General features: G+C 70.0%; 21 protein-coding genes. 5 read left to right on the top strand and 16 right to left on the bottom strand.

From position 1 onward, the window contains the following. Positions 1–60: 60 nt before the first annotated feature. Genes AP234_RS10480 through AP234_RS37140 form a run of 3 tightly spaced genes read right to left on the bottom strand, consistent with a single transcriptional unit; the run spans position 61 to position 1,591 of the window. A complete protein-coding gene (locus AP234_RS10480) occupies positions 61–1,146 on the bottom strand; it encodes an alcohol dehydrogenase catalytic domain-containing protein (protein ID WP_055479417.1) in 1,086 nt (361 codons plus the stop codon). A gap of 38 nt (positions 1,147–1,184) precedes the next feature. Further along, complete coding sequence (locus AP234_RS10475) at positions 1,185–1,379, bottom strand: ferredoxin (RefSeq protein WP_055479416.1); 195 nt, start codon at positions 1,377–1,379, stop codon at positions 1,185–1,187. Positions 1,380–1,438: 59 nt separating this feature from the next. Next, the gene (locus AP234_RS37140) at positions 1,439–1,591 is read right to left on the bottom strand and encodes a hypothetical protein (protein WP_160330409.1); all 153 of its coding nucleotides are present in this window, start codon (positions 1,589–1,591) and stop codon (positions 1,439–1,441) included. Positions 1,592–1,686: 95 nt separating this feature from the next. On the opposite strand from AP234_RS37140, the gene AP234_RS10470 reads away from it, so the two are divergent. Continuing rightward, a complete protein-coding gene (locus AP234_RS10470) occupies positions 1,687–2,325 on the top strand; it encodes a class I SAM-dependent methyltransferase (protein ID WP_055479415.1) in 639 nt (212 codons plus the stop codon). Between the two features lie 8 nt (positions 2,326–2,333). On the opposite strand, the gene AP234_RS10465 is transcribed toward AP234_RS10470, so the two are convergent. Genes AP234_RS10465 through AP234_RS10455 form a run of 3 tightly spaced genes read right to left on the bottom strand, consistent with a single transcriptional unit; the run spans position 2,334 to position 5,455 of the window. After that, on the bottom strand, positions 2,334–3,443 hold the full coding sequence (locus tag AP234_RS10465) for a prenyltransferase (protein ID WP_235558091.1): 1,110 nt from the start codon (positions 3,441–3,443) through the stop codon (positions 2,334–2,336). Then, entirely contained in the window at positions 3,440–4,153 is a 714-nt protein-coding gene (locus AP234_RS10460) for a class I SAM-dependent methyltransferase (protein ID WP_055479414.1), read from the bottom strand. The genes AP234_RS10465 and AP234_RS10460 overlap by 4 nt, the downstream gene beginning before the upstream one ends. 45 nt (positions 4,154–4,198) lie before the next feature. After that, positions 4,199–5,455, bottom strand: coding sequence for a glycosyltransferase family 4 protein (locus tag AP234_RS10455; RefSeq protein ID WP_055479413.1), 1,257 nt, complete (start codon positions 5,453–5,455; stop codon positions 4,199–4,201). Between the two features lie 269 nt (positions 5,456–5,724). Here AP234_RS10455 and AP234_RS10450 point away from each other — a divergent pair, with 269 nt between their 5' ends. Continuing rightward, positions 5,725–6,750 carry a GDP-mannose 4,6-dehydratase gene (locus AP234_RS10450; RefSeq protein WP_055479412.1) on the top strand — a complete coding sequence of 342 codons (1,026 nt, stop codon included), beginning with the start codon at positions 5,725–5,727 and terminating at the stop codon, positions 6,748–6,750. Between the two features lie 270 nt (positions 6,751–7,020). Here AP234_RS10450 and AP234_RS10445 read toward each other — a convergent pair whose 3' ends face one another. The 7 genes from AP234_RS10445 to AP234_RS10415 form a co-directional block, all read right to left on the bottom strand. Continuing rightward, positions 7,021–7,203, bottom strand: a complete 183-nt coding sequence (locus AP234_RS10445) for a hypothetical protein (RefSeq protein WP_055479411.1) — start codon at positions 7,201–7,203, stop codon at positions 7,021–7,023. Positions 7,204–7,404: 201 nt separating this feature from the next. Continuing rightward, positions 7,405–8,613 carry a cytochrome P450 gene (locus AP234_RS10440; protein ID WP_055479410.1) on the bottom strand — a complete coding sequence of 403 codons (1,209 nt, stop codon included), beginning with the start codon at positions 8,611–8,613 and terminating at the stop codon, positions 7,405–7,407. Positions 8,614–8,792: 179 nt separating this feature from the next. Beyond that, on the bottom strand, positions 8,793–9,800 hold the full coding sequence (locus AP234_RS10435; RefSeq protein ID WP_055479409.1) for a sugar phosphate isomerase/epimerase family protein: 1,008 nt from the start codon (positions 9,798–9,800) through the stop codon (positions 8,793–8,795). Positions 9,801–9,821: 21 nt separating this feature from the next. After that, a complete protein-coding gene (locus AP234_RS10430; protein ID WP_268778040.1) occupies positions 9,822–10,997 on the bottom strand; it encodes a Gfo/Idh/MocA family protein in 1,176 nt (391 codons plus the stop codon). 16 nt (positions 10,998–11,013) lie between these two features. Further along, positions 11,014–12,072: an ABC transporter substrate-binding protein gene (locus tag AP234_RS10425; protein WP_055479408.1), complete on the bottom strand. Its 1,059-nt coding sequence runs from the start codon at positions 12,070–12,072 to the stop codon at positions 11,014–11,016. Between the two features lie 25 nt (positions 12,073–12,097). Further along, the gene (locus tag AP234_RS10420; RefSeq protein ID WP_200926387.1) at positions 12,098–13,051 is read right to left on the bottom strand and encodes an ABC transporter permease; all 954 of its coding nucleotides are present in this window, start codon (positions 13,049–13,051) and stop codon (positions 12,098–12,100) included. Further along, positions 13,048–14,574, bottom strand: a complete 1,527-nt coding sequence (locus tag AP234_RS10415; protein ID WP_055479407.1) for a sugar ABC transporter ATP-binding protein — start codon at positions 14,572–14,574, stop codon at positions 13,048–13,050. Before AP234_RS10415 ends, AP234_RS10420 begins: the two co-directional genes overlap by 4 nt. A 202-nt stretch (positions 14,575–14,776) precedes the next feature. Here AP234_RS10415 and AP234_RS10410 point away from each other — a divergent pair, with 202 nt between their 5' ends. Next, the gene (locus tag AP234_RS10410) at positions 14,777–15,517 is read left to right on the top strand and encodes an HAD family hydrolase (RefSeq protein WP_055479406.1); all 741 of its coding nucleotides are present in this window, start codon (positions 14,777–14,779) and stop codon (positions 15,515–15,517) included. 16 nt (positions 15,518–15,533) lie between these two features. Next, positions 15,534–17,894: a glycosyl hydrolase family 65 protein gene (locus AP234_RS10405; RefSeq protein WP_055479405.1), complete on the top strand. Its 2,361-nt coding sequence runs from the start codon at positions 15,534–15,536 to the stop codon at positions 17,892–17,894. 263 nt (positions 17,895–18,157) lie between these two features. Here AP234_RS10405 and AP234_RS10400 read toward each other — a convergent pair whose 3' ends face one another. From AP234_RS10400 to AP234_RS10390, 3 genes are read right to left on the bottom strand one after another with little or no spacing between them, the layout of a single operon-like run. Continuing rightward, the gene (locus AP234_RS10400) at positions 18,158–19,249 is read right to left on the bottom strand and encodes an MBL fold metallo-hydrolase (RefSeq protein ID WP_055479404.1); all 1,092 of its coding nucleotides are present in this window, start codon (positions 19,247–19,249) and stop codon (positions 18,158–18,160) included. A 29-nt stretch (positions 19,250–19,278) separates the two neighbouring features. Next, entirely contained in the window at positions 19,279–20,592 is a 1,314-nt protein-coding gene (locus tag AP234_RS10395) for an MFS transporter (protein WP_083501973.1), read from the bottom strand. Next, positions 20,589–21,206, bottom strand: coding sequence for a helix-turn-helix domain-containing protein (locus tag AP234_RS10390; protein ID WP_055479402.1), 618 nt, complete (start codon positions 21,204–21,206; stop codon positions 20,589–20,591). Before AP234_RS10390 ends, AP234_RS10395 begins: the two co-directional genes overlap by 4 nt. 206 nt (positions 21,207–21,412) lie before the next feature. Between AP234_RS10390 and AP234_RS10385 the strand changes: the two genes are divergently transcribed. Then, positions 21,413–23,953, top strand: coding sequence for a glycoside hydrolase family 9 protein (locus AP234_RS10385; RefSeq protein ID WP_055479401.1), 2,541 nt, complete (start codon positions 21,413–21,415; stop codon positions 23,951–23,953). Positions 23,954–24,000: the final 47 nt, after the last annotated feature.

Below are 24,000 nucleotides of genomic sequence, written 5' to 3'. Positions count from 1 at the left end.
GGCATGGGGGTGAACCCCTGGCAGCGACACCACGGCCAGACCGCCGCCCGAGTGATGGCGTCAGTCGAAGACGACGATCTGGCGGAGCACCTCGCCGCTCTTGAGCGCCGCGACGGCCTCGTTCAGGTCGGCGAGCCTGATCCGTGAGCTGATCAGACTGTCCAGGTCGAGCCTGCCCGCCTGGTAGAGGGCGGCGAAACGCGGGAAGTCCCTGCGCACGTCGGCTCCGCCGTACATCGAGCTCAGCAGGTTCTTGCCCTCGAACAGCAGGCTGAAGGCCGACAGCGGCACCTTGTCGTCCATGGCGCCGGCCCCGACGACGATCACGTCGCCGCCGCGGCGGGTCGCCTGCCAGGCCGTCATGATCGCCGCGGACCTGCCGACCACCTCGAAGCCGTAGTCGAAGCCCTGGCCGCCGGTCAGCGTGCCGATCGCGTCCCCGAGCCCCTCGGGCGTGCACGCGTGGGTCGCGCCCACCTTCTTGGCGAGCTCGTGCTTGGACTCCAGCGGATCGATCGCCAGGATCGTGGTCGCGCCGGACAACCGGGCCCCCTGGATGACCGACAGCCCGACGCCGCCGCAGCCGACGACGGCCACGGTCGTCCCCGGCCGCACCTTCGCCGTGTTGAGCACGGCCCCGACGCCGGTGGTGATCCCACAGCCGATCAACGCGGCGGCCTCGAAGGGAACCTCCGGGTCGACCTTGACGGCGCCCTGCCAGGGGACCACGATCTCCTCGGCCCAGGTGCCGCAGCCCGACATGCCGAACGCCGCTTTGTCTCCGTCGTAGCGGAACCTGGCCTCGGCGAAGCTCCTCATGATGTACGTCATGCAGAGGTTCGGCTGACCGATGACGCAGTTCGGACAGTCGCCGCAGGCGGGCGTCCAGTTGATGATGACGTGGTCGCCCGGCTCGACGGTGGTCACCTGGTCGCCCACCTCGACGACCTCGCCCGCGCCCTCGTGGCCCGGGATCACCGGCAGCGGCATGGGCAGCACGCCCGACAGCACCGAAAGGTCGGAATGGCAGACCCCGGTCGCCCTGATGCGTACGCGGACGTCGGCCGGTCCCACCGGCGTCAGCGTGAAATCATCGCGGATGTCGAGCTTGTCATCGCCTACCGCGTGCAAGAGCGCGCCGCGCATGGGGCCTCCTGGTCGTCCGATCTGGGGGTGGTCCGCGGTCAGTCGTCCACGATGGTGATGGCGGCCTTGGGGCAGGACCGCGCCGCGTGCCGGACCCGGTCGTGCAGCTCGGCGGGCGGTTCGGGCATCAGCACGTGGAGCATGTCCTGGTCGTCGACCTCGAAGACCTCCGGGGCGAGGCCCATGCAGACGGCGTTCGCCTCGCACACGTCGTAGTCGACCTGGATCTTCATGACGCCTCCTCATGTCGTGCGGCTGTCATCGCGATCTCATTCTCCGGATCGCTCCGGCCTCACGCCAGCACCCGCTCACCCGGCCTGGATCGATCTTGCGGTGTTCCCCGGGACGCGGTGCGCAGCGGCTCGATCACGGAGGCGACCGGCGCACGGCCGTTCCGGAGGAACTCGGCGATCTCATCCCAGGTCATCCGATCGCGCTGTTTCACGATGCAAAGTAGAACATGTTCCATCAGAACGAACAAGGGACATGAAAGAATCTTGTTCGGTGACCGTCCGGCCCAGCCGTACCGGGGGAGACAGCATGAGCGCGACGACGATGCCCGCCGAGCTTCGCCACCTGGCCGAGAAGGCCAGGGGGTTCATGCCGCCGGATGAGGGGCTGGCCCTGTTCGAGATCGCCTCGACGTACGGCTCCCGCGGCCCCATCTGCGAGATCGGCACATATTGCGGTAAGTCGGCCGTTTACCTCGGCGCGGGCGCCCGAATGGCGGGGTCGATCGTTTTCACCGTCGATCACCATCGCGGCTCGGAGGAGATCCAGCCGGGATGGCCGCATCACGATCCGGAGCTGGTGGATCCGAGGTCGGGCCGGATGGACTCGCTGCCGTTCTTCCGTGAGACCATCGCCGCCGCCGGCCTGGAGGACGAGGTGATCGCCGTCGTCGGCGCCTCCGCCACCGTCGCGAGGTTCTGGCACACGCCGCTGGGGATGCTGTTCATCGACGGCGGCCACTCGGAGGAGCCGGTGACTCAGGACTACGAGGGCTGGGCTCCGCACGTGATGCCGGGGGGCGCGCTGGTGTTCCACGACATCTATCCGGATCCGGCCGACGGCGGGCAGGCGCCCTACCGGGTCTACCTGCGCGCCCTCGCCTCGGGGTGGTTCACCGAGGTCCGCGCCGTCGGTTCCCTGCGCGTCCTGGAGCGCGTCTCCGCGTGATCTCGTGGTCAGGCGGGGGTGCGCTCGCAGCCGCAGTCGTCGGTGCCGCGGACCGGGTGGTCTCCGGCGTCCCTGTGGTCTCCGGAGTCCAGGTGGCCGCCGAGGTCGCGGAACACGCCGGAGCCGGGTGTGGCCTCCGACAGCGCGTCGGCCGCGAGGATCACCGCGGCCGCCGTGTAGCCCGAGCGCTCGTGCGGGAAGTGCCTGCCGTTCACGAACTGCCAGCCGGTCCAGTAGGAGCCGTCCTCGTGCCGGAGGTGCTGCATGTCGGCGAACACGCCCAGGGCCCGCTCGCGCAGGCCCGCCGCGTCGAGGGCCAGCGCCAGCTCACACGACTCGGCCCCGGTCACCCACGGCTGGTCGCTGACACAGCGCGCGCCCAGGCCGGGCACGACGAAGGTGTCCCACTCCCGGTCGAGCCGCCGCACCGCCTCGGGCCCGCGTACGGCACCGCCGAGCACGGGGTAGTACCAGTCCATCGAGAAACGGCTCTTGTCGGCGAACGCCTCCGGGTGGGCGGCGATCACGTGTCCCAGCATGTCGGCGGCGAGTTCCCAGTCGGGCCGGGGGTCGCCCAGCCGCTCGGCGAGCAGCACGCCGCAGCGCAGTCCCTGGTAGATCGACGAGCATCCGGTGAGCAGCGCGTACGCCGCCGGGACCCCGTCGGCGTCACGCTGCCACAGGATCTCGCCCCGGCTCGTCCGCAGCCCGGTCACGAAGTCGAGGGCCCTGACGATCACCGGCCACATCGCGCGGGCGAAGGCCTCGTCACCGGTCACCAGCAGGTCGTGCCAGACGCCCACCGCGATGTACGCCGCGTGGTTCGACTCCCCTGCGGCGTCGGCCGGCGCACCGCCGACCACCTTCATGGGCCAGGAGCCGTCCGGTCGCTGGTGCCGTACGAGCCATTCGTGGCCGCGGCGCGCCTCGTCGCGCAGACCGGCGACCGTCAGCGCCATCAGGCACTCGATGTGGTTCCACGCGTCGACGTGCCCGTCCGGCCACGGCACGCCGCCGTCGGGCTCCTGGATCGCCGCGATGCTCCGGGCCGTCCGCAGCACCTGGTCGGGCGTGATGATCCCGGACACCGTCGGAAGCTCGGCCGGGACCTCCGTCATGCCGGCTTCCGGACGTAGACCACGACGCTCTTGCCGATCAGCGGGTCGAGCACGGCCTCGGCGAGCCGGGTGATCAGGGGACGCTCCATGATGTCCCAGACCAGCAGCTCGTGGTACGCCTTCGCCAGCGGATGCTCGTCGTTGTGCACGCCGACCGCGCACTTGATCCACCAGTACGGCGCATGCAGGCCGTGGGCGTAATGGTGGCCGCCCACCTCGAGTCCGCAGGACTTCAGCTTCGCCTGGAGCTCCGCCAAGGTATAAATCCGGATGTGTCCGCCGGGAGCGGTGTGGTAGTCCTCTGAGAGGGCCCAGCAGATGCGTTCCGGCAGGAAGCTGGGCACCGTGACGGCGGCCAGGCCGCCGGGCTTGAGCACCCGGACGATCTCCCGCATCGCGGTCATGTCGTCGGGAATGTGCTCCAGGACCTCGGCCGCGATCACGCGGTCGAACGAGGCGTCCGGGAACGGCATGTCGAGCGCGTCGCCGACCACCGTCTCGCCGGACGCGCCGGAGGGGACCTCGCCCTCCTTGTCCATCGCGGCGAACATGGCGGCCACCCCCTCGAGCTCGGCGGCGTCCATGTCGAAGGCGACGACGTCGGCGCCCCGGCGCAGCACCTCGAAGGCGTGCCGGCCCCCGCCGGCGCCCAGGTCGAGAACGCGGTTCCCCGGCCCGACGGGCAGCCGGTTGAAGTCGACGGTCAGCACTCGCCCCACCTTTCGTGATCGCGGGAGGGTTCGGGGTCGGATCGGTCAGTGGGCCGTACGGCCGATGCGGGCCCGATGGGCCGCGATGGCCTCGCCGTACGCCTCGACGGTGCGCCGCGCGACGATCGGCCACGCGTACCGCTCCATCACACGGTCGTAGCCCTTCCGGCCGACCGCCGCCCGCTCCTGCGGGGAGTCGAGCAGCCGCCGCAGCACGGCAGCGAGCTCCTCGGCGTCGCCCGGGGCGACCTGGACGGCCGCGTCGCCGACGACCTCGGGCAGGGCGCCCGTACGGCTGGCCACCAGCGGGGTCCCGCACGCCATGTGCTCGACGGCCGGCAGCGAGAACCCTTCGTACAGCGAGGGGACGACGGACACCTCGGAGGTGGCGATCAGCTCGGCCAGTTCCTCGTCGGAGATGCCGTGCACGAACCGCACCCGGTCGTGCAAGGACAGTTCGGCGACCAGTTTCTCGGTCGGCCCGCCGGGGGTCGGTCTGCTGACCACGGTCAGGTCGACCTCCCGCTCCGTGGCGAGCTTGGCGATCGCGCGCAGCAGCGTCGCGACCCCCTTCATCGGGGAGTCGGCGCTGGCCACCGCCACGACGGAGCCCGGACGTTTGGGCAACTGCGGGCGGGGGTGGAAGAAGCGGGTGTCGACGCCGAGCGGGATAAGCCGCATGTTGGACTGCGGAACCCCGAAGTCGCGGTGGATGTCGGCGAGGGACGACTCGCTGACGGTGAGGATCGGGCTGAGCCGGGGTGCGACGAAGCGCTGCATGCGCACGAAGCCGTACCACCGGCGCATCGACAGCTTCTTCCAGCCCTTGGCGGCTTGCAGCTCGATCCGCCGGTCGACGCTGATGGGGTGATGGATGGTGCCGACCACCGGAAAGTGCCGCTGGATGCCGAGCACGCCATAGCCGAGCGTCTGGTTGTCCTGGACCACGTCGAAGTCTCCGACGCGCTTCTTGAGCTCGCGGTAGGCGCGCAGGCTGAACGTCAGCGGTTCGGGGAAGCCCGCCGTCCACATCGTGGCGACCTCGAGCGCGTCGATCCAGTCGCGGTACTCCTCGCGCTTCGGGGTGCGGAACGGGTCCTCGTCCCGGTAGAGGTCCAGGCTGGGGACCTCGTTGAGCACGACGCCCTCGTCGAGCTCCGGGTACGGCTGGCCGGAGAAGACCTCGACGTGGTGCCCGAGTGCGACGAGTTCGCGGCTGATGTGGCGCAGGTACACCCCCTGACCGCCACAGGTGGGTTTGCTGCGGTAGGACAGCAGCGCGACTCGCAGCCTCTCCGCCAAGCGGCACCCCTTTCCAGCCGTTTCTCCAGCCGTGCCCCTGTGGGGGCTGCCAGTGCACCCTACCATTGGACCCTGGTGGGGGAACGCGAGGTGGAATTGCTCCCCGCTTTGCCCACAGGCCACCGGACCTGCACGGTTAGCTTACTAGAACGTCATTCGGTGCAACGTGTTCTAGCATCGAATGGCCGGACGGATGGGGCCGTGAGCCGGGCATGGCGGTACATTCGCGTCATCACAGACCAGAGTTGGGCTCAGGCGAGGAGGATCCGTTGACCAGGCGTGCGCTGCTCACCGGCATCACCGGTCAGGACGGCTCCTATCTCGCGGAACACCTGCTGAGCGAGGGCTACGAGGTGTGGGGTCTCGTGCGCGGCCAGGCCAACCCGCGGGTGCCGCGCGTGCGCAGACTGCTCCAGGACGTACGGCTCGTCCGCGGCGATCTCCTCGACCAGGGTTCGCTGATCTCCGCGGTGGAGAAGGTGCAGCCCGACGAGGTCTACAACCTGGGCGCCATCTCGTTCGTGCCGATGTCGTGGGAGCAGGCCGAGCTCACCGCCGAGGTGACCGGGATGGGCGTGCTGCGCATGCTGGAGGCGATCCGCGTCTGCTCGGGGATCACCGCCTCGCGCGGGGCGGCCGCCGGGCGGATCCGGTTCTACCAGGCGTCGTCCTCGGAGATGTTCGGCCAGGTCAGGGAGACGCCGCAGACCGAGCGCACGCCGTTCCATCCCCGTTCGCCGTACGGCGTGGCCAAGACGTACGGGCACTTCCTCACGCAGAACTACCGTGAGTCGTACGGCATGTTCGCGGTGTCGGGCATCCTGTTCAACCACGAGTCGCCCCGGCGGGGAGCGGAGTTCGTCACCCGCAAGGTCTCACTGGGCGTCGCCCGGATCAAGCTCGGCATGGCGACCGAACTGCGCCTGGGCAACCTGGAGGCACGGCGCGACTGGGGCTACGCCGGCGACTTCGTCCGCGCGATGCACATGATGATGACGGCCGACACGCCCGAGGACTACGTGATCGGCACGGGCCGTACGCATTCGGTCCGTGAGCTGGTGGAGGCCGCGTTCGGCGCCGCCGGACTCGAGTGGGAGCGGTACGTCGTACCCGACCGGTCGCTGCACCGGCCGGCCGAGGTGGACCTGCTGTGCGCCGACCCGAAGAAGGCCAGGACGCAGCTCGGCTGGGAGCCGACCGTGTCCTTCGAGGAACTCGTCGCCATGATGGTCGAGGCCGATCTCCGTCTGCTGACCGACGGCGGAGACCCCGAGCAGTACTCCCCCTGGCCCTGACCACACCCCTCCCCCGTGATCTTGCACTTGCTCGCACGCATCCGCCCTGAGCTGCGCCGATCCCTTTTGTGATCTTGCAGTTTCTCGCACACACATGCGCTGATCTGCGACTCGCCGGCCGGTCGGTCTGGTAGGCGACGACATCGGGCCCGCGAGGCGGCGTGCGCGCACGACTGGGCACGACGACCTCCACCGGCCACTGCGCCTGGCCCTTGCCCGGCGGCGGCACGTCGAGCCCCCAGAGCCAGGCGGCAGTCCGGCGGCACGCGATCACGTCGGGCGACGTGGCACCGCCGACCGCGCGGGCACGTACGGCAAGCGCACGGGGTCGGCGCCCGCGTAGAAGCCGCCACGGGTGATCCGCTGAAGCCGTCCGGTCGCCACCATTCGGGACAGATCGGAATACGTCAGCCCGTACGCGCCGACGAGCGGTGAAGAAAGATAGTCCTCCATGGCTCAGATCTTGCGCCCTCAGGCCATCCGTCCAGGCCGATCCCCCTTCGTCTGTGGATAACCAGATGCAAGATCACGGAAACGACAGACGCAGGTCGTTGTGGTCGCCTGCGAGAAAATGCAAGATCACGACTGGTGTCGTGGCCGGTCAGCCGCCGTTCCTGCGAGAATTCGCAAGATCACGGCTTGAGAGGGGGGTGATCATGGTTTGAGGGCGACGGGGAGGGATTTGATGCCGTTGATGAAGTTGGACCTGAGCCGGGTCGCCGCGCCGATCTGGCGGATGTCGGGGAAGCGCTCGGCCAGCGTCTCGAAGAGAACCTTGAGTTCGAGCTTGGCCAGGTGATTGCCGAGGCAGAAGTGCGCCCCGCCGCCGCCGAAGCCGATGTGCGGGTTGGGGTCACGGCCGACGTCGAACACGTCGGGCAGGGCGAACACGTCCTCATCGCGGTTGGCCGAGGAGTAGAAGACCACGACCTTGTCCCCTTCGGCGATCTTCTGACCCCGGATCTCGGTGTCGGCGGTCGCCGTACGCCTGAACAGGTTCACCGGGGAGACCCAGCGGACGATCTCGTCGGCGGCCCGCGCGGCCAAGGACGGGTCGGCGACCAGCCGGGCCCACTGGGCCGGATGCTCGAACATGGCCAGCATGCCGCCCGACGCGGCGTTCCTGGTGGTCTCGTTGCCCGCGACGATGAGCAGCAGCACGAACAGGTCGAACTCGTCCTGGCCCAGCACCTCACCGCTGTCGTCGGGACGCAGGAGCCGGGTGACGATGTCGTCCCGCGGGTCCTCCCTGCGGGCCGCGGCCAGGGCGTCGGCGTAGGCGTAGACCTCCATCGCGGCCGCCTGGCCCTCCTCCGGGGTTGCGGCGTAGTCGGGGTCCTCACTGCCGATCAGCCGGTTGGACCACTCGAAGATCTTGTCCCGGTCCTCCACGGGGGCGCCGAGCAGCTCGCAGATCACGTACAACGGGAGCGGCGCGGCGAGGTCCCTGACGAAGTCCACCTCGGGCAGGCCCTCCGCCTCGTCGATGAGCCGCCGGCAGATGTCCCTGATGTGCTCCTCCATGCGGCCGATCACTCGTGGGGTGAACCCGCGGTTGACGAGCGAGCGCCGCCGGGTGTGCTCGGGCGGATCCTGGTTGAGCATCATCAGCCGCTGGAGCTCGATGTCGGCCTGCGGCATCTCGTCGAACAGCGCCAGGCGGCGGTAGGAGGAGAACAGGTCCGAGCGGCGGGAGACGTGCACGACGTCCTCGTGCCTGGTGATCGCCCAGAACCCGGGCCAGCCACGCTCGGCGTCCCCCTCGTGCCAGAAGACCGGCTCGTTCGCCCGCAGCCGACGGAACTGGTCGTACGGAGCCCCGCGCCGCGCGTAGAGGTCCTGGTCGACGAGATTGACTTCCATTTGCCCCACCCGTTCCGCCCGTCCTATTGAAACGTGTTCTATTACGGTCCCCAACAGACCGTCAAGGGCGGCCGGAGGCACAGGCCGATGTCCGGCGGGTAAGGGACGTCGGTGCGCCGCCCGAGGAGGGAGGTCGGGCGGCGCACCGCGCGGGGGTCGATCACACCTTCATCGGCGGATCACTCGGATGAGAACGCCGCGTCGAAGGCGGCGTCGGGCGGGGTGATCGAGTTGAGCGTGCGGATGTAGGCGAGCGACTCGGGGGCGCCGGCGAGCCGGTCCATGCCGGCGTCCTCCCACTCGATGGAGATCGGGCCGTCGTAGCCGATCGCGTTCAGCGCGCGGAAGCAGTCCTCCCATGGCACGTCGCCCCGTCCGGTCGAGACGAAGTCCCATCCGCGGCGCAGGTCGGCCCACGGCAGGTGTGACGAGAGCCGGCCGCGGCGGCCGTCCCCGATCCGGACCTTCGTGTCCTTGCAGTCGACGTGGTAGATCCGGTCGGCGAAGTCGAGGATGAACCCCACCGGATCGACCTGCTGCCACACCATGTGCGAGGGGTCCCAGTTGAGCCCGAAGGCCGGCCGGTGTCCGATCGCCTCGAGCGTCCGTACGGTGGTGTGGTAGTCGTAGGCGATCTCACTGGGGTGCACCTCGTGGGCGAACCGCACGCCGACCTCGTCGAACACGTCGAGGATCGGGTTCCACCGGTCGGCGAAGTCGGCGTACCCCGCCTCGATCATCGACGGCGGCACCGGCGGGAACATCGCCACGGTGTGCCAGATCGACGACCCGGTGAACCCGACGACGGTGGAGACGCCCAGTCTGGCCGCCGCCCGCGCGGTGTCCTTCATCTCCTCGGCCGCGCGCCGTCGTACGCCCTCGGGCTCCCCGTCGCCCCAGATGCGGGCGGGCAGGATGCCCCTGTGCCGCTCGTCGATGGGGTCGTCGCAGACCGCCTGCCCGACCAGGTGGTTGGAGATCGTCCAGACGCCGAGGTTGTGCTTGGCCAGGATCTCCCGTCTGCGCTCCACGTAGGAGTCGTCGGCCAGGGCCTTGTCGACCTCGAAGTGGTCGCCCCAGCAGGCGATCTCCAGGCCGTCGTACCCCCACTCCGCCGCCAGCCGGCAGACCTCCTCGAACGGCAGATCCGCCCACTGCCCGGTGAACAACGTGATCGGACGCGTCATCTCACACCTGCTCTCTGTCAGTCATACCGTCGTCCAGCGGGAGTCGCTCGCTGCGCTCTCCTCGACGGCCGCCAGCACGCGTTGCACGCGCAGGCCGTCCTCGAACGACGGCGTCGGATCGGTCCCGGCGGCGATCGCCTCCAGGAAGTCCTTCACCTCGTGGACGAACGTGTGCTCGTAGCCGAGCCCGTGCCCGGGCGGCCACCACGCCCCCGCGTACGGATGCTCCGGCTCGGTGACGAGGATCCGCCGGAAGCCGGCGTCGGCGCCGTCGGCGGCGTCGCAGAACCACAGCTCGTTCATCGCCTCGAAGTCGAAGGCGAGGCTGCCGAGCGAGCCGTTGACCTCGATGCGCAGGGCGTTCTTCCGGCCCGTGGCGAATCGGGTGGCCTCGAACGAACCGAGCGCCCCACCGTCGAACCGGCCGATGAACAGCGCCGCGTCGTCGACCGTCACCTCGCCCGTCAGATCGCCGGTGCGGCTCCCGCCGGTGAGTCCGCTCGCGCCCTCGGCGAGCGGCCGCTCCCTGATGAAGGTCTCGGTCAGGGCCGAGACCCCGACGAGCGTCTGACCGGTGATGAACTGGGCCGTGTCGATGATGTGGGCGCCGATGTCTCCGAGCGCCCCCGACCCCGCCTTGTCCTTGCGCAACCGCCACACCAGGGGGAAGTCCGGGTCCACGATCCAGTCCTGGAGGTACTGTGCCCGGACGTGCCGGATCTCCCCCAGCCTGCCCCCCTCGACGAGACGCCGGGCGAGCGCTACGGCGGGCACCCGGCGGTAGTTGAAGGCCACCATGCTGCGCACGCCCCTGGCCGCCGCCGACCGCGCGGCCGCCGTCATGGCCTCGGCCTCGGCCACGGTGTTGGCCAGGGGTTTCTCACAGATCACGTGCTTGCCCGCCGTCAGCGCGGCGATCGCGATCTCCGCGTGCGAGTCGCCCGGCGTGCAGACGTCGACGATGTCCACATCGTCACGCTCGATCAGCCGCTTCCAGTCGGTCTCCGCCGCCGCCCAGCCGAGCTTGGCCGCGGCCGCGGCCGTACGCTCGGCCGATCGGCCGGCCAGCACCGCCATCACCGGCCTGACCGGGAGGTCGAAGACGGCGCCGACGCCGCGCCACGCCTGTGAGTGCACGCGTCCCATGAACGCGTGCCCGACCATGCCGACGCCGAGCGCCGGCCTGCTCTCTGTCACGAGATCTCCCCCAGATCTAGGATTCGAAGCCGAGCGGCAGATACGCCTGCACGTTCTCCTTGGTGACGGTCTCCGACGCCAGCGTGATCGACTGCGGCACCTGGTTCTCGACCAGGTCGCTCATGCCCTTGCCCTGGGCGATCAGCCGGGCCAGCTTGACGGCCGACGAGGCCATGGTGGGGCTGTAGGTGACGGTCGCCTCCAGTACGCCGCTGCCCGACTGGATGTCCCGCATCGCGTTGGCCGAGCCGGCCCCGCCCACCATGAAGAACTCGTCGCGACCCGCCTCCTTGATCGCGGCCAGCACACCGATGCCCTGGTCGTCGTCGTGGTTCCAGATCGCGTCGATCTTCTTGTGCGCCTGCAGGAGGTTGCCCGCGACCTGCGTGCCCGACTCGACGGTGAACTTCGCGTCCTGCTGCGCCGTGACGCTGAAGCCGTACGACTTGAGCGCGTCGGCGAAGCCCTTGCTGCGGTCCTGGGTCAGCGGCAGCGTCGCGATGCCCTGGATCTCCAGGATCACCGGGTCGGCGACGCCCTTGTCCTTGAGCTTCTTGCCGATGTAGTGGCCGGCCGCCACGCCCATGCCGTAGTTGTCGCCGCCGACCCAGGTGCGGTAGGACAGCTTGTCCGGGAAGACCCGGTCGAGGTTGACCACCGGGATGCCGGCGTCCATCGCCTTGCGCGCGACCTGGTTGAGCTGCTCGCCGTCGTTGGGCAGGAGCACCAGCACGTCCACCTTGGCCTGGATGAGCGTCTCGACCGCGGAGATCTGCTGGTTGATGTCGTTGGTCGGCTCGACCGGTTTGAACTCGACATCGGCGTACTGCTTGGCCTGGGCCTCGGCGTTCTTGGCGATGGCGGCGATCCAGCCGTGGTCGGCGGCGGGCGCGGAGAAGCCCATCACCACGCGCGTGCCGGGCTGGTCGTTGTCGGTGCCGCCGACGGCCGCCGTCTGCTGTGTCGGAGCCGCGGCGGCCTCGGGCTCGTTGCTCGTGCAGGCGGTCAGCAGGGTGCCGGCGCCGACGACGGCTCCACTCACCAGGAAACCGCGCCGGCCGACGCTTCTGTTCATGGCACTTCTCCTCGTATAAGGGGATCTATGTTCGGGACTCGAGACCGCGTCGCTGCAGGAGGACGGCGATGACGATGATCAGGCCCTTGGCGATGAGCTGGTCGCTCGTGTTGAGCCCGTTGAGGATGAACAGGTTCGTGATCAGCGTGAAGATCAGCAGCCCGAGGATCGAGCCGATGATCGTGCCGCGACCGCCGGTGAGCAGGGTGCCGCCGATGATCACCGCGGCGATGGCGTCCAGCTCGTAGAGGTCGCCGTGTGTGCTCGACCCGGTGGTGGTGCGGGCCATGATGATGATCGCCGCGATCCCGCAGCACAGGCCCGACAGCGCGTACAGCATCATCGTGTGACGCCGCACGTCGATCCCGGCGAGCCGGGCCGCCTCCGGGTTGCCGCCGACCGCGTAGGTCCTGCGGCCGAAGGTCGTGCGGTTGAGCACGAGCCAGCCGACGACCACGACGAGGGCGAAGATGTAGACCAGCAGCGGTAGGCCGAGCACCCGTGTGGTCGACAGCTCCACGATGGCGCTGTTCTCCGGCTGGATGAGCTGGGTCTTGCGGTCGGACATCCGCTGGGCCAGCCCGCGCGCCGCCACCAGCATGGCCAGCGTGACGATGAACGGCACCATCCGGCCGTAGGAGATCAGGAAACCGCCGACCAGCCCGGCGCCCGTGCCGACGAGCACGGCGCAGACCGCCATCACCACCGGCCCGTACGACTGGGTGGCCAGGGTGGTCGCCCACACCGAGGCGAGCGCCATCACCGCGCCGACCGACAGGTCGATGCCGCCGCCGATGATGACGAACGTCATGCCGACCGTGATCACACCGATCGTCGAGGCCAGCGCGAGAATGCTCACGAGGTTCGACGACGTGCCGAAGGTGTCCGGACTGGTGATCAGTCCCACGGCCGCGAGCAGGAGCAGCGCCACGACCAGACCGAGGTGGCGGGCCTCCCGTACGCGGACGAGCAGGGTCACAGCGCACTCCCTTCCATGATCATGTCCAGTACGCGTGCCTCGTCGAGATCGCGGGCGTCCGACTCGTGGATGACCGTGCCGTCCCGCAGCACGAGGACCCGATCGGCGAGCCCGAGCACCTCGGGCACCTCGCTCGACACGAGCAGCACGCCGATGCCCTCGTCGGCGAGCCGCCGGATCAGCGCGTACAGCTCGGCGCGGGCGCCGACGTCGACTCCGCGGGTGGGCTCGTCGAGCAGCAGCAGCCTGCGGCTCCGCACCCCGTCGCCGTGGCGGGTGAGCCAGCGGCCCAGCACGGCCTTCTGCTGGTTGCCGCCGGACAGCGTCCGTACCGGGCGATCGGGATCGGGCGGGCGTAGCTCGAGCGCCTTGACCAGCCGGGCGGCCTCCGCCCGCTCGCGGCGTCGGTCGATCCAGCCCAGCCTGGCGAACGTGCCGAGGCCGGCGATCGTGATGTTCCGCCCGACCGTCTCGTTCATCAGCAGCGCCTGCGACTTGCGCTCCTCGGGCGCCAGCCCCATGCCGAGCCGTACGGCTCGCACGGTGCTGCCGGGCCGCACCGGCTCGCGGTCCAGGAGCACCCGGCCGGCGCTGGGCCGGCGGGCCCCGTAGATCGTCTCGACGATCTCCGAGCGGCCGGAGCCGACCAGGCCGGCGAGGCCCACGATCTCGCCCTCGCGCACGGTGAGCGTGACGTCGGCGAAGCGGCCGGGAAGCGTGAGGCCCTCGGCCCGGAGCACCTCAGGGCGGCCGTCATGCGACCCGGGCTCGGGGCGGGGCGGGAAGACGTACTCCACGTTGCGGCCGGTCATCAGCGACACGACGGTGGCGGTCGGCGTCTCACGTGCGGGCAGCCCGACGGCCGCCGTCCTGCCGTCCTTCAGCACGGTCACCCGGTCGCCGATCTCGCGGATCTCCTCCAGGCGGTGCGAGATGTACACGACCGCGACCCCCTGGCCGGTGAGCTCGCGGACGACCCGGAACAGGTTGGCGACCTCGTCGTGTGCGAGCGCGGCCGATGGCTCGTCCATGACGATCAGGCGGGCGCGGTGCGACAGCGCCCTGGCCATGCTGACGACCTGCTTGGCCGCCGCCGGCAGCCGGCCCACCTCGGTGGCCGGCCGCAGCTCGCCGTGCCCCAGCCGGCCGAGCAGCTCGGCGGCCGCCCTGTTCATCTCACCGCGCCTGATGAAGCCCAGCCTGGCGTGCTCGTGGCCGAGGAAGACGTTCTCCGCGATCGTCAGCCCGTCGACCAGGTCGAGCTCCTGGTAGATGGTGGAGATGCCGGACCGGATGGCCGCCACTGGGCCGCTGAAGCGCACCTGTTCGCCGCCCAGGGTGATGGTGCCCTCGTCCGGCTGGTGCACCCCGGCGAGGATCTTGATGAGGGTGGACTTGCCCGCTCCGTTCTGACCGAGCAGGCAGTGGACCTCACCGGCCCGGACATCGAGGTCGACGCCGTCCAGCGCGCGTACGCCCGGAAACTGTTTGACGATCCCCCGCATGACCAGCAGCTCGCTCATCTGCCTCTCCCGATCGAAGGATTGACCAGAAGGTACGCCGACTTTGGTCGTTCTGTGAAGGTCTTTCCACTCAGATTTTTATAACTTTCGCTGTTATCAACAAAAGGTGGAGGCGGTGGACACCCGTACCGATAGGAACGGCACCGGGAGGGTAAGGACGTAGGACGACCGGGAAGGGGACGCCGACCGATCGGGAGGGGCGATGCTGGGGCTGCCCGACGGGGTGCGGGGCTGCCTGTTCGACATGGACGGCGTGCTCACCCGCACCGCCAGGATCCACGCGGCGGCGTGGCGTAGGGCGTTCGACGACTTCCTGCGTGAGCACGCGGAACGGACCGGCGTGCCCTTCGTGCCGTTCGACGAGGTGACCGACTACGAACGCTACGTCGACGGCAAGAAACGGCTCGACGGGACGCGGACGTTCCTGGCGGCGCGCGGCGTCGACCTGCCGGAGGGATCGCCGGACGACCCGCCCGGCACACCCACGTTGTACGGCCTGAGCAACCGGAAGAACGACCTCGTCAGCGCCTACCTCGACGAGCGCGGTGTGGAGGTCTTCGAAGGATCGGCGCGCTATGTGCGTGCCGTACGGGACGCCGGGCTGCACCGGGCCGTCGTCTCCTCGAGCGCCAACACGGAACGGGTGCTCGCCGCCGCCGGGCTCGCCGACCTGTTCGAGGCGCGGATCGACGGCGTCGTCGCGCAGGAGCGGGGCCTGGCCGGCAAACCCGACCCCGACATGTACCTCGCGGGCGCCGAGGCGCTCGGGCTGAAGCCGGCCGAGGCGGCCGTGTTCGAGGACGCGCTGGCCGGGGTGGCGGCCGGTCGCGCGGGGGACTTCGCCTTCGTCGTCGGCGTCGACCGCCTCGGGCAGGCGGACGCGCTGCGCGAACACGGCGCGGACATAGTGATCACAGACCTCGCCCAGCTCCTCCGGCCATGACGGGCAGGGAGGCACAGTGATCAAGCATCCGGCCTTCGTCGTCGAACCCTGGTCGGTGCGGGAATGCCGGCTGCACATGGACGTGCTGGCGCAGACCGAGTCGGTGTTCGCGCTGTCCAACGGGCACATCGGGCTGCGGGGCAACCTCGACGAGGGCGAGCCGCACGGGCTGCCGGGCACCTATCTCAACTCCGTCTACGAGCTGCGGCCGATGCCGTACGCCGAGGCGGGCTACGGATATCCGGAATCCGGACAGACCGTGGTAAACGTGACGAACGGCAAGCTGATCCGGCTGCTGGTCGACGACGAGCCCTTCGACGTCCGGTACGGCACGCTGCACGAGCACGAGCGGGTCCTCGACCTCCGGGCCGGCACCCTCACCCGGAGGGTCCACTGGACCTCGCCCACCAAGAGTGAGATCCGCATCACCTCGACACGGCTGGTGTCGTTCACCCACCGCGCCGTGGCGGCCGTCCGCTACGAGGTCGAGCCGGTCGGCCATCCGCTGAAGGTGGTGGTGCAGTCGGAGCTGGTGGCCAACGAGACCCTGCCGGAATCGGGCCCCGACCCGCGCACGGCGGCCGTGCTGAAGGAACCCCTGGTCGTGGAGGAGAACCTGCCGGCGACGGGCGGGGTCTCCGTCATGGTCCACACCACCAGGACCAGCGGGCTGCGGGTGGCGGCCGGCATGTGGCACGACGTCGACGGCCCGGAGGGCACGCGGGTCGAGGCCGACGGCCGCGAGGACGTCAGCCGGGTGACCGTCGCCACCACTCTCGACCCGGGGCGGCGGCTGCGGCTCACCAAGCTCTTCGCGTACGGCTGGTCGGCGCAGCGCTCCCGGCCCGCCATGCACGACCAGGTCGTGGCCGCGCTCGCCGCCGCCCGGCTGGCCGGGTGGGACGGTCTGTGCGCCGAGCAGCGGCGGTTCCTCGACGAGTTCTGGGCCGGCGCCGACGTGGAGGTCGAGGGCGACACGGAGGTGCAGCAGGCCGTCCGCTTCGGGCTGTTCCACCTGCTGCAGGCCGGCGCCCGGGCCGAGGAGCGGCCCATCCCGGCCAAGGGGCTGACCGGCTCGGGCTACGACGGGCATACCTTCTGGGACACCGAGACCTTCGTGCTGCCCGTGCTGACCTACACCCATCCCCGGCCGGTCGCCGACGTGCTGGCCTGGCGAAAGTCGATCATGCCGATCGCGGAGGAGCGCGCGACGCAGTTCGGGCTGGAGGGCGCGGCCTTCCCCTGGCGGACGATCAACGGCGAGGCGGGCTCCGGATACTGGCCGGCCGGCACCGCGGCGTTCCACGTGAACGCCGACATCGCGGAGGCGGTCACCCGGTACGTCGACGCGACCGAGGACGTGGAGTTCGAGCGTGAGACCGGGCTGCCGCTGCTCGTCGCGACCGCCCGGCTGTGGTCCTCCCTCGGCCATCATGACGTCGAGGGGAACTTCCGGATCGACGGGGTGACCGGTCCTGACGAGTACAGCGCCGTCTCGGACAACAACGTCTACACCAACCTGATGGCCCGGCGGAACCTGCGCGCCGCGGCCGAGGCGGCCATCCGGCACCCGGACCTGGCCGAGCGGCTGGGGGTGACGCTGGAGGAGGCGGCGAGATGGCGGGACATCGCCGCCGCGATGTTCGTCCCGTACGACGAGCGGCTGGGGGTGCATCCGCAGAGCGAGGGGTTCACCCGGCACGCGGTCTGGGACTTCGCCGCCACCAAGCCCGACCGATACCCGCTGATGTTGCACTTCCCCTACTTCGATATCTATCGGAAGCAGGTGGTCAAGCAGGCCGACCTCGTGCTGGCCATGCACCTGTGCGGCGACGCGTTCACGCCCGAGCAGAAGGCACGCAACTTCGCCTATTACGAGGCGCTGACCGTCCGCGACTCGTCGCTGTCGGCCTGCACCCAGGCGGTGCTCGCCGCCGAGGTCGGGCAGTTGGAGCTCGCGTACGACTACCTCGGCGAGGCGGCACTGGTGGACCTGCGCGACCTGGCGCAGGACGCCCGTGGCGGGGTCCACATGGCCTCACTGGCCGGCGCCTGGATCGCGTTGGTCGACGGGTTCGGCGGAATGCGCGCGGGCGGCGGCCGGATCCGCTTCGCCCCGAGACTGCCCTCGGGCATCACCCGGCTGGGCTTCCGCCTGCGTTATCGGGGGCGCCGCCTGCGGGTGAAGGTCACCCGGGGCACGACGAGTTATCACCTGCTGGACGGCCCGCCGCTGCCACTGGCCCACCACGGTGAGGAGTTCGTCCTCGACGAGCATCCGGCGACCCGGCAGAACCCGCCGCCGCCCGCCCCGATCCCGCGGATCCGGCAACCACCGGGCCGTGAACCCATTCCCCGCCGCCCCCAGATCTGCTGACCCCGGCGGAAGGCACCCCCCACCCTCTCCCCGTGATCTTGCGAATACTCGCAGACACCCTCGCTCACCTGGGCGGATCCCTTTCGTGATCTTGCAGAAACTCGCACACATGGCCCTCGACCAGGGGAAACATCCTCAGTGATCTTGCAGTACAAGATCACTGAGGATGAATTCCCAGGTAGACGACGACATCTGCGAGCTTTTGCAAGATCACGAAAGGTGAACGGGCAGGTCAACGACCATCTCTGCGAGCAATTGCAAGATCACGGGGAAGGGGGGTGGGGGGAGCCGGGGGGGAACCACAGGTCGGGGTCGCCGGGCTCACCGGGCACGCGGGTGAGCAGTCCGCGTGCCTCCAGCCAGACGAGATGCGCGAGCGTCTCGTTGTTCGCGGTCCGCCGCATGTACAGCGGGATCGTCTCCCACGGCCTCGACCAGGACAGCCGGGTGGCGATGTCCCAGCAGGTCAGGCCGGGCGACTCCGCCACGGCGCGCTCGATCTCGGCCAGCCGCTCCTCATGGTGAGCGATCACGTAGTCGATCCGCGCGGCCAGATCGAGGAAGCGGAACTCATGGGCGGGCAGCACCTCGTCCACGTCCAGCCCGCCGATCTCGCGCAGCGAGCCGAGGTAGTCCGCGAGCGGGTTCGGCCCCGATTGGGGATGCGCGGCGACATGGGGTGTGATCTTCGCGAGCACGTGGTCGCCGGAGAAGAGGAGCTTCCGCTCGGGCTCCACGAAGCACAGGTGGCCCGGCGTGTGGCCGGGAGTCCACAGCGCCCGCAGATCCCAGCCGGGCAGTTCGAGCCGTTCGCCGTCCTCGATGAGCCGGTCCGGCATGACCATCGTGACGAAATCGCGGACCGACTTCGATGCCTGGGCCAGTTCGTCCGCGGTGAGGCCGGGCACCCCGCACTTGACGAGCTGCCTTCGCTGCAGGTCGATCAGGGAGACCATGGCGTCCTCGTCATAGCGGTCGTGCAGGAGGCGGGCGTCCGCCTCGTGCAGGCCGATCCACGCGCCAGATCCCTCGCGTACGCGGCCGGCGAGACCGTAGTGGTCGGGATGCATGTGCGTGACCAGCACGCTCTTGACGTCGCCGATCTCATATCCGGCGGTCCCCAGCCCGGCCACGAGCGCGGCGTACGCCTCATCGGTGTTCCAGCCGGCGTCGATGATCGCCACGCCGTCGGGGATCTCAAGGGCGTAGACCAGGACATATCGCAACGGGTTGATCGGGATCGGCACCGGGATCGACCACAGGCCGGGCCGTACCCGCTCGACCTGCGGCATCGCTCCATCGAACCATGCGGCACGCTGCTCCGCGCTCGCCGCCGTCACGACGTTCCCGGCCATCCGCCCCTACACCCCTCTCTCAGCCTCGATCACGCTCGATTGTGCCCCTCAACGGAATTTCGTTCTACAAGGGGGTCCCCGAATGCCGGGCGCGGGGCGGGCAGCCGTACGTAGAGAAGGGCCGAGCCGAGCACGATCACAGCGGCGGCCGTCCAGGCCACGCCCGTGCCCGCGGCGTTCGCGAGCGGCGCCAGGGCCACCGACGAGAGCATGGCGCCGAACTGCAACTGGAGCGAGTCGACCGACATCACGGTCGCCCGGCGGCCGGAGGCGACCCGCCGGTGGATCAACTCGCCGCGCAGCAGTTCGGCGACCGAGGCCCCGGCGAAGATCAGGACGTACGCGACGCCGGCCGCGACGATCCCCACCCGGCCGTTGAGGCCGGCCGAGGCGGCCAGCGCGGCCACCGCCCCCGCGACGACGATCGTCGCGAGCACCGCGGCCCGCACCGACCCTCCGGCGAGGCGGGCGACCGCCGGGGCGGCGAGGCTGCCCGCCGCGTTGGCGGCGAAGCCGAGGGCGGTGACCACGGCGTAGGCCGCGCTCGCCGTGTCCGCCCGGCCCGTGAGCGCGGCCAGCCGCCCGGGGGTCAGCAACTCGATCCCGTTGAGCATCACGCCTGCGGCGATGGAGACCAGCAGGAGCCGGCCGAGCCCGCGGTCGGTCAGCCCGAGGCGGATCCCGTCCACGATCGTCGCCGGCACGTCGCGCATCACCTCGGCCACGCGTCCCCGCGCCCCGCGAACGGCCCCGCCCCGGGCGGTCCTGGTCTCCGGCATCGCCCACAGCACGGTGACCAGGAGGACCACCGATGCTCCAGCCGCCGCCCAGACGGGCACGGCGAGAGCGTCGCCGCGCGCGACGAGCGGGAGGAGCCCACCGGTCAGCGCACCGATGGTGAGGGCGACCGCCCCCGCCGTCGCGCCGACGGCCAGACCCGGTTTGAGGTCGGCCTCCGGCCCCTCGGCCGCGTGCAGCGCGTCGACGTACCACGCCTGGGCCGGTCCGCTCGACAGCGCCCGGGCGACGCCCTTCAGCACCGAGGCGACGAGGAACGGCCAGACCGAGTCGGCCAGCGCCATGGTGACCAGCCCGACCACGTTGACGGCCGCTGCGACGGCCAGCACCACCCGCCGTCCGATGACGTCGGCGAGGCCTCCGGTGGGAAGCTCCATGACGACGATGACGGCCGAGTAGGCCGCGAACACGAGGCCGATCTGGGCGATGTCCAGTCCCCGGACGGACATGAGCAGCACCATCGGCGCCATCGTCAGCCCCGGGGGCAGCCACGTCAGGAACTGGATCAGCGCGTACCGCCGCCGGGCCGCCTCAGACGACATCATTCACCCGCCTCCGCATCGGCGGCCGGCCGGCGGGCAGGCTCGAGTGCGCCTTCGGCCGAGCCGGGATAGGCGGCGAAGAAGACCGAGACGACACGGGCGTCGGGATCCTCCCGGTCCCGGTCGTCCGCCTCACGCAGCAGCGCCGAGACCGTCTCGTACAGCGAGGTCAGGGTCGCCGGCGACAGCCGTACGAGCATGTCCGACATCCCGGCCGAATCGGTCCACTCCTGGCTCCAGGACTCCCGCTCCCGCTCGAACGACTCCACCCGTGCGATCAGCACCTCGAGCTGACGTCGCCGGAGGAAGGCCGCGGCCTCCCGGCCCTCGGCGGTCGCGGACATCTCGGCGTCGCTCCACGAGGTGAGCATGTGGACCGCCCGCCATCGCCGTTCCCGCCGGTCACGCTGGTCCGGGTCCTGCTCGACGAATCCATATCGGGCGAGCTGCCGCAGGTGATAGCTCGTCGACCCCGAGCTCTCCCCGAAGCGCGTGCCCAACTCGGTCGCGGTCGCCGGGCCGTCCATCCGCAGCGCCCCCAGCAGCCGTACCCGCAGCGGGTGCGCCACCGCCTTCAGCGTCCGGGGATCCCGCACCTGGAAGACCTCGTGATCCATGACACCACCTCCCAGGACGGAAGGTAACATTGCAAAGAGTATTTTGCAAAGGATGCTTTGCAGAAATGAAATTTTCAGCGGCCGAGAGGACAACAGCACGGTCAGAGCGGTCTCACCCCCGCGAGTCGTTGACGCCGGATGAAGCACAGCGGAAACATCTAGGCGCTCACCGATTTGGGAGCGCTCCCACACCCCCGAGGAACACTGTGCTCAGAAGATTCAGCATCCTCGCCGTCGCCGCGCTGGCCGCCACCTGTCTGAACGGGTCGCCGGCCACCGCTGACGCCGACGGGCCGGAACAGATCCCGAACGGCACCTTCGACACGACCACCGCCCCCTGGTGGCACACCGGCAACCTCGAGTTCGCGCTCACGGACGGGCGGCTCTGCACCGACGTGCCGGGCGGCACCGTCAACCCATGGGACGCGATCGTCGGCGTCAACGACATCCCGCTGGTGAAGGACGAGACCTACGCCTTCAGCTTCTTCGCCACGGGCACCCCGGCCAAGGTCGCCCGGGCGTACGTCCAGCTTCCGGTCGATCCGTACACGCAGTACGTCTCGGCCGCCCCCGAGGTCAGCGTCTCGGGCAACGCCTACACCTACACGTTCACCTCACCCGTCGACCTGCCGGACGCCCAGGTCGTCTTCCAGCTCGGCGGCAGCGCGGAGCCGTGGCGGTTCTGCGTGGACGACGTCTCGCTCAGGGGCGGGGCCGAGCCCGAGGTCTACGAGCCCGACACCGGTCCCCGGGTCCGCGTCAACCAGGTCGCCTACCTGCCCAAGGGGCCCAAGAACGCGACCCTGGTCACCGACGCGACCGAGGCACTGCCCTGGCAGCTCAAGAACGCCGACGGCGAGACGGTCGCGCACGGCACCACGAAACCGCGCGGGGTCGACGCCAGCTCCGGCCAGAACGTCCACTCCATCGACTTCGGCTCGTACGTCAAGGCCGGCACGGACTTCACGCTCACCGCCGACGGCGAGACCAGCCGTCCGTTCGACATCAAGGCCGACGCCTACGCCGACCTCAAGCTCGACGCGCTGAAGTTCTACTACACCCAGCGCAGCGGCATCGAGATCGACGACGCACTGCGGCCCGGGTACGGCAGGCCGGCCGGGCACATCGGGGTCGCCCCCAACCAGGGCGACACGGACGTCCCCTGCCAGCCCGGGGTGTGCGACTACCGGCTCGACGTCTCCGGCGGCTGGTACGACGCCGGCGACCACGGCAAGTACGTCGTCAACGGCGGCATCTCGGTGGCCCAGCTCATGAGCGAGTTCGAGCGGACCAAGAACGCCTCGACCGCCAAGGCCATCGGCGGCCTGAACATCCCCGAGAGCGGTGACGCGGTCCCCGACATCCTCGACGAGGCCCGCTGGGAGCAGGAGTTCCTGCTGAAGATGCAGCGGCCCGACGGCATGGTCCACCACAAGATCCACGACCAGAACTGGACCGGCCTGCCGCTGCTGCCCCACCTCGACCCGCAGAAGCGCGAGCTGCACCCGGTGTCGACGGCGGCCACCCTCAACCTCGCCGCCACCGCGGCCCAGGCCGCCCGGCTGTTCGCGCCGTACGACCCGGACTTCGCGGCCCGGAACCTGACGGCGGCGAAGAAGGCGTGGGCCGCGGCCAAGGCCAACCCCGCCATCCTCGCCGACCCGGCCGACGGCAACGGCGGCGGCGCCTACAACGACTCCAACGTCGAGGACGAGTTCTACTGGGCGGCGGCCGAGCTCTACATCACCACCGGTGAGACGGAGTTCAAGGACTTCGTGCTCGCCTCGCCGCGCCACACCGCCGACATCTGGAGCCCGGGCGGCGCCATGGACTGGGGCAACGTCGCGGCGCTCGGCCGCATCGACCTCGCCACCGTGCCCAACGACCTGCCCGGCCGCGACGACGTGCGCGAGTCCGTGGTCGCCGGCGCGGACAAGTACCTCGCCACGCTCAAGGCCCACCCGTACGGCCTGCCGTACAACCCGGCGACCTACGAATGGGGATCCAACAACCTGGTCCTCAACAACGCGATCGTGATGGCCGCGGCCTTCGACATCACCGGGGAGATCAAGTATCGCGACGGCGTGCTGGAGACCATGGACTACATCTTCGGCCGCAACGCGCTCAACCAGTCCTACGTGACCGGCTATGGCGAGGTCGCGTCGAAGAACCAGCACAGCAGGTGGTACGCCCACCAGCTGGACACCTCGCTGCCCAACCCGCCGCGCGGCACGCTCTCCGGCGGCCCCAACTCCGGCATCCAGGACCCGGTGGCCCAGGCGAAGCTGGAGGGCTGCAAGCCGCAGTTCTGCTACATCGACGACATCGAGTCGTGGTCGACCAACGAGCTGACGATCAACTGGAACTCCCCGCTGTCGTGGATCTCGGCGTTCGTCGCCGACCAGGGCGACGGCACCGTGCCGGCCGCCCCGACGTGCAAGGTGACCTACACCGTGCACGGCTCCTGGCCGCAGGGCTTCACCACCCAGGTGACGCTCGAGAACACCGGCAAGAAGGCGATCGACGGCTGGTCGCTGAAGTGGTCGTTCCTCGGCGGGCAGAAGGTCATCCTCGACTGGAACGCCTCGCTCACCCAGCAGGGCGCGACCGTCACCGCGGCCAACGCCGCGCACAACAAGAAGATCATGCCGGGTCAGTCGGTGACGTTCGGCTTCAACGGCGCCTCGGCGCCCGGGCCCAACCCCGTGCCCGACCTGTTCCTCCTGAACGGCGCCGCCTGCGCCTAAGGGCGGGTGCCGTCTGCGCCTGATCTTCGGTACGGAAATCCCGCAAT

Origin of the sequence: Sphaerimonospora mesophila, assembly GCF_001417795.1 — a bacterium.
Lineage (GTDB): Bacteria > Actinomycetota > Actinomycetes > Streptosporangiales > Streptosporangiaceae > Sphaerimonospora > Sphaerimonospora mesophila.
The sequence above is the reverse complement of the archived record's forward strand: the minus strand, read 5'-3'. Positions and strand labels throughout refer to the sequence as shown.